The 12,203-nt window shown below is 68.4% G+C and carries 9 protein-coding genes; 5 read left to right on the forward strand and 4 right to left on the reverse strand.

Features of this window, described 5'->3' with window-relative positions:
* Positions 1-656: 656 nt before the first annotated feature.
* Complete coding sequence (locus tag KEG38_RS05315) at positions 657-1,181, reverse strand: hypothetical protein (RefSeq protein WP_272417933.1); 525 nt, start codon at positions 1,179-1,181, stop codon at positions 657-659.
* Positions 1,182-1,513: 332 nt separating this feature from the next.
* On the opposite strand from KEG38_RS05315, the gene KEG38_RS05320 reads away from it, so the two are divergent.
* From KEG38_RS05320 to KEG38_RS05335, 4 genes are all read left to right on the forward strand, one after another.
* A complete protein-coding gene (locus KEG38_RS05320; protein ID WP_272417934.1) occupies positions 1,514-2,185 on the forward strand; it encodes a macro domain-containing protein in 672 nt (223 codons plus the stop codon).
* A gap of 121 nt (positions 2,186-2,306) precedes the next feature.
* A complete protein-coding gene (locus tag KEG38_RS05325; RefSeq protein ID WP_272417935.1) occupies positions 2,307-2,852 on the forward strand; it encodes a ricin-type beta-trefoil lectin domain protein in 546 nt (181 codons plus the stop codon).
* A gap of 11 nt (positions 2,853-2,863) precedes the next feature.
* Positions 2,864-3,370 carry a hypothetical protein gene (locus tag KEG38_RS05330; RefSeq protein ID WP_272417936.1) on the forward strand — a complete coding sequence of 169 codons (507 nt, stop codon included), beginning with the start codon at positions 2,864-2,866 and terminating at the stop codon, positions 3,368-3,370.
* A gap of 86 nt (positions 3,371-3,456) precedes the next feature.
* A complete protein-coding gene (locus KEG38_RS05335) occupies positions 3,457-3,969 on the forward strand; it encodes an RICIN domain-containing protein (protein ID WP_272417937.1) in 513 nt (170 codons plus the stop codon).
* A gap of 15 nt (positions 3,970-3,984) precedes the next feature.
* On the opposite strand, the gene KEG38_RS05340 is transcribed toward KEG38_RS05335, so the two are convergent.
* The 3 genes from KEG38_RS05340 to KEG38_RS05350 form a co-directional block, all read right to left on the reverse strand.
* Positions 3,985-4,254, reverse strand: coding sequence for a hypothetical protein (locus KEG38_RS05340; protein ID WP_272417938.1), 270 nt, complete (start codon positions 4,252-4,254; stop codon positions 3,985-3,987).
* 105 nt (positions 4,255-4,359) lie between these two features.
* Positions 4,360-6,813: a magnesium-translocating P-type ATPase gene (gene mgtA, locus KEG38_RS05345; protein WP_272417939.1), complete on the reverse strand. Its 2,454-nt coding sequence runs from the start codon at positions 6,811-6,813 to the stop codon at positions 4,360-4,362.
* Positions 6,810-10,253 carry a serine/threonine-protein kinase gene (locus KEG38_RS05350; protein ID WP_272417940.1) on the reverse strand — a complete coding sequence of 1,148 codons (3,444 nt, stop codon included), beginning with the start codon at positions 10,251-10,253 and terminating at the stop codon, positions 6,810-6,812. Before KEG38_RS05350 ends, mgtA begins: the two co-directional genes overlap by 4 nt.
* A gap of 80 nt (positions 10,254-10,333) precedes the next feature.
* Here KEG38_RS05350 and KEG38_RS05355 point away from each other — a divergent pair, with 80 nt between their 5' ends.
* Complete coding sequence (locus KEG38_RS05355; protein WP_272417941.1) at positions 10,334-12,148, forward strand: TolB-like translocation protein; 1,815 nt, start codon at positions 10,334-10,336, stop codon at positions 12,146-12,148.
* The last annotated feature ends 55 nt before the right edge of the window (positions 12,149-12,203 follow it).

A 12,203-nucleotide genomic window follows, 5' to 3' on the forward strand; every position in this document is an offset into this window, starting at 1 on the left:
GCGCGGCGGGTTCGGGGGGTGATGCAGCAAGGGCGGTGCCAGGGGTGGAAGAGGCGGAAAATGGGGGGTTGGGTGGGACGGGCCAAGGCGGAGTGATCCGAAACGAAGCGGTTGGGTGCTCCAAAATGGAGCGGCGGTGCTCCAGAACGGAGCGGCGACGCGCCGAAGGGAGGTCGGGGCGGTGGGGGAGGGGTTTTCCGGTGCGCCAAGCGGAGGCCGGGGCGGCCCGGGTCGCGCTTGGCGACGCGCCGAAGGGAGGCCGGGGCGGTGGGGGAGGGGTTCTCCGGTGCGCCAAGCGGAGGTCGGGGCGGTCCGGGGCGCGCTTGGCGGTGCGCCGAAGGGGGGGCCGGGCGGTCGGGATGGTGCTCGGCGATGCGCCAGGCGAAGGTCGGGGCGATCCGGGCGAGGCTTGGCGAAGCGCCAAAGCGAGGTCCGGACGGTCGCAGGGGTGCGCGGCGATGCGCCGGGCGACGATCCGGGCGGTCCGGGGGGCGGTTGGCGCGGCGCCGGAGCGGACCTGCTGGCGAGGTATGGGGGATGGCGTCTGTTGCGGGCGTGAACGTGCACGGAGAGGCGGGCCGCGACCCGCCCCCAGCCTCTCCGTCAGCACCTCGTTGGACCGGGACGGTTGGTGGCGTGGGGGTCCCGGTGCGTGTTCATCGGATTTCCCCGCTGCCGGCCACGGAAACGGCGACTGCGACGGCGTCGTCGATCCTGTTCCGCGCCCGCGCCAGCGCTCGGGAAAGCCCCGGACCGCCGCGCGTGATCGCACTGGAATTGGCGACCACCTGGGCGTGGCCGAAGTCGATATAGGCGGCGTCCTCCATCGACTTCGCGATGGCCGCTGCGTCGCCCCGGCTGAAGGAGTCCGATCGTGAGACGGCCAGGGCGCTCCCGAGCACGCTCTGCGCCTGTGCCAGCGATTGGCTGATCGCCGACACACCCGGCCCGGTGACGGCGGCCGAATTGGCGAACGCTTGCGCATCCCGGAGCGCGCGGATGGCGACCGCGATGGATGTGGAAATGGCGACCCTGACCTCCGGCCGCACGGGTTCCGTACGCAGCTCCATGGAGTCCTCGCGCACGGGTTCATCCGCGGTGACGTCCGATGCCCCGGTGAGGGCGAGCAATGCGCAGCCGACGACGATGCCCAAACGTGCCCGGTTCGTCTTCATCATCATGATACCCCCGCTCGTTCCACGGCAATCTATGCTTCCCGAACGAGCGGCGTCAACGTGCAGGGCGTGTGTATCCTCATTCGGACGTCGAGCTCGGCTCCCCACGGACGTTCGGCCGTCTGCGCTCGACCTCGAACCCTGGTACACCGTGTCGCCCGGCACAGGCGCGACACCGGCGGCCCCGCCGAGCGCGCCGAAAGAAGAAAAGGCAGACGGGGAGGAGCTCGATCTCGTGTTTTCCCAGAAGGGCTTGCAGCGGAGTCCCGCTCCCCATGACCGACGACGGCACGGCGTCTCTCCTGTCCGTGGATTGCGCGCCACCTTAAGGGTCGCGCGTGGAGGCGAAGTGGGGCATCCTCGTTCCACCCATGCCCATCTCGCTCTCGATTCACCTACGAGACTTGAACCAAGCGCTGGTGCATGCCTGGCGAGAGGAGTTCGCCGGCGTGCCGGGGGTCACCGTCTCCCATGGCGATATGTTCACCGATCGACCCGGCCCGGTCACGGCGAGTGATCCCATCGACCTTCGCGCGGACGCCGTGGTCAGCCCCGCCAATAGCTTTGGCTTCATGGATGGCGGCATCGACGCGGTGTACACGTACCACCTGGGCCCAAAGCTCGAAGAGCAATTGCGGGCGACGCTCGCAACACGATTCGGCGGCGAGCTTCCCGTGGGCCAGGCCATCGTCGTTCCGACAGGCCACCCGGCCATTCCCTGGTGCATCAGCGCGCCCACCATGCGCGTCCCCGCGGACGTGAGCGACACCGTCCATGCGTACCTCGCGATGCGCGCCGCGCTGCTCGCGGTGCTTTCGCATAACGAGAGCTCCGCCGAGCCCATTCGGACCGTGCTCTGTCCGGGGCTCGGGACGGCCACCGGGCGCATGCCGCCCGCTCGCTGCGCGCGGCAGATGCGAGAGGCTTGGAACCAGGTCCTCGGCGGACAGCCATCCATTCCCTCCTCGGTTTACGAGGCCATGGAGCACGATCGCCGGTTGCGAGCCTGAACGAGCCTCGAGCTACGCGGCTGTCCTTGACGGCCGGCCGGCACGCCTCGATGAAATACTCGCAGGGTCTTCGAGCTCCGGCCGGCGCGCCGCGGGGCCGAAGGACGAGAAGGGGGGCGTCATGCAATATGGATGGATCGCTGGTTTCGTCGTCGCAGCCGGCGCTGCCATGCTGTCCTTGTGCAGCGTGGCGATGGCAGAGACCCCGGAGAGCGTGGCGGAAGCCGAGCAGCCGCAGACGGTCGCGAACGTGATGCTGCGCAATGATTCTACGGGGTACTGCGCGTACGTTGCCGACCTGCGCGAAAAGGTCGTTCGCAGCGGCCGCTGCCAGTCGCAAAATCCAACCTTTCGATGGGACGTCGTGCTGGGCGCCGGGGGGTTTTACAGGATCCGCTGGGCCGCACCCGGCGCCGGCGTCGACAGATGCATGCTGCCCGTCGGCGGAGTCGTCCATCGGACCAACTGTGGGAATCCTGCGACCGCGCGGTGGCAGATCGGTGCCGGTACGGGGGCGGGGGTGTCGCATTTCATACGGTATGTGCCCCCTGCGGGCGTTGTCCCGTCGTTCTTGCGGGGGAACGGCGCGGGCGCGCCGCTCACCGTGAACGCGCTGCCGCTGGCGCCGCCCCCCGTTCAGAAGTGGAAATGGTGGGTCGTGCCATAGGGGAGGAAATGATGAAGACACCCATCGTGTGGTTCTTCGGGGCGGCCTTCGTCGCCATGGGCTTGTCACCGACACGAGCGTGGGCGCTGCCCACGGTCGACCTCGTCCCGATAAGCCTCAGCTTCACCGAAGTCGTGAACGACGACGTCACGGGAACCTACTCCCAAAGCGTCAACGTCACGATCAAGAATACAGGCAATGTGGCATGGGAAAGCTCGGACGCCACGATGTCGGTCGCGATCGGTGACAATGTGGTAACGGGGGTGATCTACGGGCCCACGGCCGGAGGAGGGTTCGCCTTGGGCCATCGGATCGCTCCAGGAAAACGGGGGTTCGTCCACCTCTCGTTGCCCTCGGGCACGCTCCACCACTGCCAGCGCGTCAGGGTGCAGATCGACCTCGGGCACGAGCACCAGACCATGATTCGCGCGGTGTTTTACAACGATACCGCGGTGCTCAGCGCCAGGGATGCAAACAGGTCGACGGCGTGCGCCATCTTGCCACCGCCGCACCTCTGAGGACCGATCTTGCCTCGGCTGGGCATTGGCCCAACGTATCGCGTGATCCATGCATGGGGCGCCCATGCGGGGAAGGGAGGCGCGCGATGAAGGAAGGAACATCGTTCGGGTACGTGGCCGTCGCGGCGAGCCTGCTCGCGCTTTCGGGATGCGGGGAGGCGGGCGAGGAAGCGGGGAGCGTGGCGGAGGAAGCGGAGGCATTGACCGCCACCGCCGTGAAATTGAAGAGTGTCAATACGGGGAATTGCATGCGCGCGACGGAGACATTCGTCAGGAACGGGGATTGTGGTGATTCGCTGCTCCAGCGATGGGATGTCTTCCAGCTCCCTGGGGGTCTCCATGCCGTTCGCTCCGTCGGCCTGAGCAGGGTGCTGCGGGAACCGATGTGCATGACCGTGGTCGAGCCGTCGCCCGGGGACCTGGTCACGATGCAGCGTTGTGATCGCTCCGTGGACGGCCAGCGGTGGCGGATCAGCATACCCGCGCCGCACGCATTCTCCATCGCGTACGGCGGCAGCGCGCAGTCGGGGGTGTTGGGCACCCCGATCTTCGTGACGACCGGAATGGGCGCGTCGGACAGGTGGGACGTCGTTCCCTGAGAGGCGCGGCCCACGTCACTCGGTGCTCTCGCAGATCGGCTCCGAGGGCGCGGGAGGGTTCCCTGACCCGCACCAGATCTCGATCTCGCAAGAATGGTTCGTGCGTATCCCGCGCAGCGTGTTGCCCCTGGGCCGGCCGAAGCAGGTCATGACCGTCTCGCGCCCCACGATGGTCGCATAACTGCCGGAGGAATAATAAAATCGCACGATCCTGTAGGCGGGCAGCGCGTTCCCAAGGGTCGCGACGAGCAGCAAGCTCGCGCCGGCCATGATGGCCGTGGTCATTCGTCGTTTGGTCCTCATGCGTTCCGAAGGGCAGCTCGTGTGCCAGAGCGAACGGCCTCGTGATGTACGGAAAGCATACGTCCCCGCATCGGATCGGGCGGCCTCTCAACCCCACCCGAACCGCCGATAAAACCACCGCTTCACCACCTCGACCGTCACCAGATACGCCGCCACGAGCGGCACGAGCACAGCAAAAAACACCGGCGGCAGCGGCGCGAACCCCACCTTGGGCCCGATCGGCGTGAATGGCAGGAACATCGCGAGCGCCACCACGAGCAGGCTCGTCATCAGAAGCGCCTGGCTCGGCTTTCCGCGCAGCGGATTCCCCTGCGTCCGGATCACGAAAATCACGAGCACCTGCGTCGCCAGCGATTCCACGAACCAGCCCGTCTGGAACAGCCGCTCGTCGCCATGGAACAGGTGCAAGAGCAGCGCGAACGTCGCGAAGTCGAAAAGCGAGCTCACCGGCCCGATCGTCAGCATGAACCGACGAATGAACGGCATGTCCCACCGGTGCGGGCGGGCCACGAAGTCCGGGTCCACACGGTCCGTCGGGATCGGCAGCTCGGAGAGGTCGTACAGAAAATTGTTCAAGAGAATCTGCGCCGGCAGCATCGGCAGAAACGGAAGAAACAGCGCCGCGCCGGCCATGCTGAACATGTTGCCGAAATTCGAGCTCGTCCCCATCAGGATGTATTTGAGGATGTTGCCGAGCGTCCGCCGCCCCTCGACGATTCCATCCGCCACCACCGATAGGTCCTGCTCGAGCAGGATGATGTCCGCCGCCTCCTTCGCCACGTCCACCGCGCTGTCCACCGAGATCCCCACGTCCGCCGAATGCAACGACGGCGCGTCGTTGATCCCGTCGCCGAGATAACCCACCACCCGCCCTCGTTTCTTCAAGGCGAGGATCACCCGGTTCTTTTGCGTCGGGGAAAGCCGGCAAAACAAATTCGTCGTCTCCACGCGCGCCCCGAGCGCGTGCACGTCGAGCGCGTCGAGCTCCGTCCCCGTCAGGCACCCGCGCACCGGGACGCCGAGTGTCTTGCAGACGTGCGCGGCCACGTGCTCGTTGTCCCCCGTCACGATCACCACGGACACGCCCGCGTCGCGGAGCGCTCGCAGCGCCGCCCCCGCGCTCTCCTTCGGCGGGTCCTCGAAGGCGGCGAAGCCCGCGAAGACGAGCTCGATCTCGTCGCCTGTCACCACGTGCCGGCATTCCGGCGACTCGGCTTTCCAGGCGATCCCGAGCACGCGGTAGCCCTCCCGCCCGAGGTCCTCGAATCGCGCGAAAAAGGCGCGTCGCGCCGCCGCGTCGAGGGGACGCATGTCCTCGGGCCCACTCCCCTCGTAATGCGTCGAGAGCCGCAGGATCTCCTCGAACGCGCCCTTCACGACGAGCCGCACGTACCCGTCGCGCCGCAAAAGCACCGAGATGCGCCGCCGCTCGAAATCGAACGGCACCTCGTCGAGCTTCTCCCAGCCCCGGACGTCGACCGCCTCGTGCCGCAGGATCGCCTCGTCGAGCGGGCTCCGCAGGCCCGACTCGAAATGACTATTGAGGTAGGCGAGCTCCAGCACCCGCGGGCTGTCCTGGCCTTGCGGGTCGATGTGCTTTTCCAGGCGAATGCGCGCTTCGGTCAACGTCCCCGTCTTGTCCGTGCAGAGCACGTCCATGCTCCCGAGGTCGTGAATGGCCGAGAGCCGCTTGACGAGCACCTTCTTCCGCGACATCCGCAGCGCGCCCCGCGCCAGGGTCACCGAGACGACCATGGGCAAGAGCTCCGGCGCGAGCCCCACCGCGAGCGCAAGGGCAAACATGAACGAGGTCAGCCACGTGCGCTCGCGGACGAGATTCACGAGCAGCACGAACAGCACCATCCACATCGCGAGGCGCAGGATGAGCAGGCCAAAATTGCGCGTGCCGAGCTCGAACGCCGTGGGCGGCGGCTGCCGCGTCAATGCGACGCCGATCTTGCCGACCTCCGTGTTCGTCCCCGTCTGCGTGATCAATGCTTTGCCGCTGCCGCTGATCACGGACGTGCCCATGAAGACCGCGGCGGTGGCGTCGCTCGACCCGGGGTGTTTTTCCACGGGATACGGCTCGCCCGTGAGGAGCGCCTGATTGACGAAGAGGTCGCGCGCTTCGAGCAGCGTTCCATCGGCGGGGACGAGGTCGCCGGCCGCGAGGAGCACGACGTCGCCGGGGACGACCTCCTCGGTGGGCACGTCGCGCGCCGCCCCGTCCCGCACGACGGTCGCGTGGACCCGCGTCGCTTTGCGCAGCTCCTCGGCCGCGCGGCCGGCGCGGTGCTCCTGCACGAAATCGAGCACCACGCTCAAGAGGACCACGACCATGATGATCGTGGAGCTCTCGAGGTCCCCCGTCGCCGCCGAGACGACGCACGCCGCGAGCAAAAGCAGAATGAGCGGGTTCTTGAAACGAGCCAAAAGCTCCAGGGCGGCGGAGCGGCGTGTCGCGCCGAGGAGCACATTGCGTCCGTGGAGGGCGAGGCGCCTCTTCGCTTCGGCCTGCGAGAGACCTCGGTCCGTGTTCAATGCGTCCCTCCGAGGCCCATTTCTTCGGCGAGCGCGAGGGTTCTTCGATGCGCCGGCACGTCTTCGAGGAAGCTCCGTCGAAATGCAGGGTCTTCGATGCGCGCCGCCGTCGCGATGAGCACGTCCCTCGCCTCGACGCATGCTTCGCGCGCTGCCGTGGTGTCTCCCGTCGCCCATCGCGCCTCGACCACGGCGAGACGAAATCGACTTTCGCCGACGCCCATGCTCCCGGGCCCTTCGATCCGCCCGAGGTCCTGCTCGGCCATTTCACGCGCCTCGGCCGCGCGCCCCTGCCGGAGGAGCGCCGTGATGAGGTACGACGACGCGAGCAACCGATAGCTCGGCGTCGTCGCCATGCCGTCCCGCGCCATGCGGGCCTCCGCCTCGGCGCTCGCGAGGTCGCCTTCGTGGAGCGCGGTGCTCGAAAGGCAGACATGGGCGAACGCCGAGAACAGGCTGGGCCTGGGGTAGACGTGGACGCTCTCGCGCGAAAGACGGTTTTGCTCCTCGACGTGCCGGGCGTCCTCGAGCAGGGCCCATTGCAGAGCGCTTTGGGCGAACCCGAGGACGAGCGGATCCCGCACGCGCTGGGCGAGCGCCAGCGCCTTTCGGGCGTGCTCGATGCTCGCCTCGCGCTGCCCCATCCAGAACAGCATGGCCGTGGCCCCGTTCTCCACGAACACCTTTTGCCGGAGGTCCCCTACCTCCGTGAAGCCCGCGGCGGCCTTCCGGAAGAGGACGAAGCTCGTCCAGGGATCATGGTCCCGCGCCATGAGGTACCACGCTCGGGTTTGCCAGGCATGGCAGCGCTCGAGGAGGTCCGTCTCCTCCAAACGATCCTCCACGCGCCGCAAGTAATCGAGCATTTCGCGCGCAATCGAGCCCTCGCCCGCCACGACCAGCCCCCCGACGACGACCACGAGGAGCTCCATCACGGCGGCGCGCGCCGAGGTGTCGGCCGTGGTCGCGGCGACCTCCCTCGCGAGCGTGATGGCGTACTCCCGCCGGCCGGTGAACATGCAATGGGAGCACAAGACGTGGGTGACCCTGTACCACGCGGCGCTGCCGGGCCTCGCCGTCGCGCGTGCCTCCTCGGCCAGGCGAAGCACCTCCTCCGTGAAGCTCCCCCGGAAATCGTGCGCCATGAGCTGCCAGCTCCGGAGCGTGAGCAGCACCTCGCCGGCCGCCCCGCACGAGACCCCGCGCTCCACATGAACGAGGACGGAATCCAGATCAAAATGCGCGAACGACCGCTCGGCCGCGCGGGCGTGATAATGGCAGGCGCGTTCGAGGTCGCCGCCGCGCTCGAAATGCTCGGCCAGGACCGACGGGTCCTCTTCGCCGTGCCGTTCGAGCCATTGCCCGGCGAGGAGGTGGCCGAGCGCGCGATCCTCGCCGAGCAGCATCGAATACGCGCCCTCCCGGAGCAGCGCGTGCCGGAAGCGGAATTCCTCCTCGCCGGGGAACCGGCTCTCGCGCACCCGCACGACGAGCTCGCCGTCCATGAGCCGCGCGAACGCGGACTGCACCTCGGAGGCGTGATGGCTCTCGCCCATCAAGGACACGACCCCGCCGGCCCAGAACGTCTCCCCGAAAATGCTGGCCGCCCGGAGCATGCGCCGCGCCGTGCCATCGAGCTGCGCGAGCCGCGATTGCACCATGGAGACCACGGTCTCCGGCAGCGTCGTCCGGTCCTCCCCCGCCGCGCGAATGAGCTCCTCCAGATAAAACGCATTGCCATCGGAGAGCGCGCAGATCCGCGAGGCGGTCTCCTCCGAGGCCGCCTCGCCGAGCACGTGCCGGACGAGCTCCTCGCTTGCTTTCAGGCCGAGCTTCCGGAGCCGGAGCTCATAAAAGCGCCGCTTCGACCAGAGGTTCGGGAAGACGTCGTGGACCTCCGGCCGCCCGAGCGCGAGCACGAGGAGCGGCGAGCCGCGGCATTCCCGCAGCGCGGCGTCCACGAGCTGCGCCGTCGGCCGATCGCTCCATTGCAGATCGTCGAGCAGGAGCAGCACCGGCGCCACGCTGCATTCGGCTTGCAGGAAGGAAAGCCAGGCGTCCTGGATTCGATCCGCGAGGAGCTGGGCATTCTTGCGCGCCTCGCGGAGCCTCGGGGTCTCCGTGTCCGGAAACGGCACGCCCACGATTTCGCCGAGCATCTCGGCCACGGGCTGCCCCGCCAGCCCCATGCGCGTCGTGATGCGCGTGAGCAGCGCGTCCCTCGCCGCTTCGAGCGGCTGACCTTCGCGAAGACCACACGCGACGCGGAGGGCCTGGCCGAGCAGGCCGAGCGCCGAGCTTTGCCGGAGCGGATCGGCCCGCGCATTCCAGATCGAAAGAGGCTCGCCCCGGGCGCGCAGCACCCGCAAAAGCTCGTGCGCAAGGCGCGATTTGCCCATCCCCGGCGGCGCCACGACGAGCACGGCGTGCGCGACCCCGTCCTCCACGCATTCGTCGAAGATCCGCGTGACCATGTCGAGATCGCGCTCCCGGCCCACGCACGGCGTGGGCTTTCCGAGCAGGAGCCGCGGACCCTCCGCGATCTGCCGCCGCACGATCATGCGCCGCTCGCTCCTGGTAATGGCGCTCCGCGGCCGCTCCGGGGCCGGGACGTCGTCCGTGATCCACGCATTCGAGAGGGCCGCGGCGACGGCCCGTCCATCGGCCGGCCGGTCCTCCGCGTGTTTCGAAAGCATTCGCGCGACGAGCTCGTCGAGCCCCTCGGGCGCGCGCGGGACGAGGTCCCGCAGCCGCGGCGGCTCCTCGAAGAGCGTCTTGCTCATGACGGCCAGGAACGTCCCGCCTCGAAACGCAGGCCTTCCGGTCAGGCATTCGAACAGGACCGCGCCCAGCGAAAACACGTCGGCCCGCGCATCGACCGTCTCCCGGTCCCGCGCTTGCTCGGGGGCCATGTACCCGGGTGTCCCGAGGATCAACCCCGTATCCGTCAGCCGCGAGGCCCCGGGGAGCTGGGCGATGCCGAAATCGAGCACCTTCAATCCCTCGATGCACCCGCCCACGAGGAACAGGTTGCTCGGCTTGACGTCCCGATGCACGACGCCGCGCGCGTGCATGGCGCCGAGCGCCCCGGCCGCGGCGCGCAGCAATCGAACGCCCTCCGCGACGCCGAGCGGACCACGCCGGAGCCGGCTCGCGAGGTCCTCCCCTTCGAGCCATTCCATCACGAGCCAGGGCTCTCCGGTCGGCAGGGCCCCGCGCGCCACGTACCGCACGATATGCGGGTGCGACGACGTCGAGAGGATCTGCGTCTCCCGCTCGAAGCGCTCGGCCGCCTCTTCCCGGCCGGTCCGGAGCACCTTCACGGCGAGCCGCTCGCCGGTCGCGCGCTCCCGCGCCTCGTAAATCTCGCCCATCCCGCCGGTCTCGGCGAGCCGCACGAGCTCGAACCGCCCCCCCAGGGTGTCTCCGATCCCGAGCATGTCCTCTCCCCCCTCGCCTCGGGCGGGCAACGCTACCATTGCCTCCCGCTCGCCGCGAGGTTATGCGCGAACGTACGGCCATGACCACTCCCGTCGAGCCTGCCGAGACCGAGACCGAGATCCCGCCGGAGCTCGTCCCCAAAAAGCGCCGCTTCTGGCCCATCGCCGGCGCGCTCGCCGTGCTCGCGGGCGCGGCCGGGTTCTTCGGCCTGCGTTCCCTCGGCGAGCCCGAGCCCTTGCGTGTCGTCGTCGCCGTCGACCTCGACGGTCACTTCTGGGATGGCTCGCGCGCCTCGGCCAGGCTCGTGAACGAGCTTTGCCAGCGCCTCGACGCGATCGGCTTCGAGCCCGTGCGCGCCGGCGACCCCGAGGTGCTCGACGTCCTGCGCGAGAGCGAGAGCCCCGAGGCGGCCGCGAAGAAGCTCCGCGCCGCGTTCGTCGTCAAGGCCAAATTGACCCCCGAGATGATCGAGCATCCGGTCGAGGGCGGCTACTTCGAGCTCCGCGCCGACGCTTCGTTCGAGCTGCGCCACGTCCGCGACGAGGTCGCGCAGAGCGGCCGCCTCGTCAGCTGGTCGGGCGGCCACACGAAGAGCGAGGCCTTCCGCCACCTCGCCGACACGCTCGCGCTGCAGGCCTTCGATCAGGTCGTGCCGCACCTGATCAAGCACCCGGCGATCCAGAGCATTTTCCAGGGCAACGACATCAAGCTCGCCGACCACGTCGCCAAGGCGAAAAAATACGTCGAGGTCCGCGGCGGCCGCCTCGAAGACGCGCAGCGCGCCTACGAGGACCTGGAGAAGCGCCGCAAGGACTTCGACAAGGGCCCCGCGAAGGTCACCTACCACAGCATCATCGGCGCGGACGACGCCCTCGGCGGATCGGCCGCGCCCGGGTTTCTCGTGAAGACGGCCGACATCACGCCGTTCGTCGCGCCGCGCACCATGAATCTCTCGTGGATCACGGGGCTCGAAACCCTCGAATGGCGAAAGCCCGGCGGCGAACGAAAGCTGCTCTGGAGCGGCTACCACCTCTTCAGTTATCCGGCGGCCGCGCCGGACGGCGGGCGCGTGGTCTTCGCCGAGGACCTGTTCGGCTGGGCGAAGACGCTCACCGTGGTCGAGCCCGACGGCAAGGCGCGGCGATTGCGCCTCGACGAGGACCATCGATTCTCCTCGCCCAAGGTCGCGCCCGGCGGCAAGGCGACCGCGCTCTACGATCGCCCGTGCCGCGATTGCCCGGGCAACCTGATCGTCGTCTCGCTCGACGACGGCAAGACGCTCTACGAGCGCGGGCCCGAGGGCGGCTTCTTCTCGGGTTTCGCCTGGCTCGACCCGAACCGCCTCGCGTTCCTGCACAAGGCCATTTCGCAGGACGATCCGCCCGCCCCGGACGCGGAGGAATCGGGCAAGCCCGCGCCCAAGCCCCCGCACCAGATCTTGTACGTCGCCGACCTCGGGGCCTCGCCGCCCGCGGTGAAGCCGCTTTACGAGGTGCCCGAGTACACCCGCTTTTCGGCCCTCGAAGCGAGCCGCAATGGGAAAAAGCTCGTCATGGAGGGGACCAACCTTTCGATCTTCGACGTGGAGGCGGGCAAGCTCCAGCGCTTCGCGATCGGGTCGGTGTCGGAAAACCCGAGCTTCTCGCCCGACGGCAAGCTCGTCACGTTCACCCAGGCCGGGGACGTATACCTGTTCGACATCGAGCAGCAGGCCGTCCGTCGATTCACCCAGAACCCCTGGAGAGAGCGATATCCGGTTTTCTCCGAGGACGGGACGCGGATCTATTTCGAGTCCTTGGGCGACGACCCGAACTACGAGCGCCGCTCGATGTCGCTCATCGGCTCCGTGGCGGTCAAGGACGCCGGACCGCCCGAGCCCGCCCCCGCACCTTGACGTCCTGATTCCTTCCCCTTATCCCTTTTGCCTCCCGCGCGAGGGGAGAAAAGGC

Origin of the sequence: Polyangium jinanense, from assembly GCF_028435265.1 — a bacterium.
GTDB lineage: Bacteria > Myxococcota_A > Polyangia > Polyangiales > Polyangiaceae > Polyangium > Polyangium jinanense.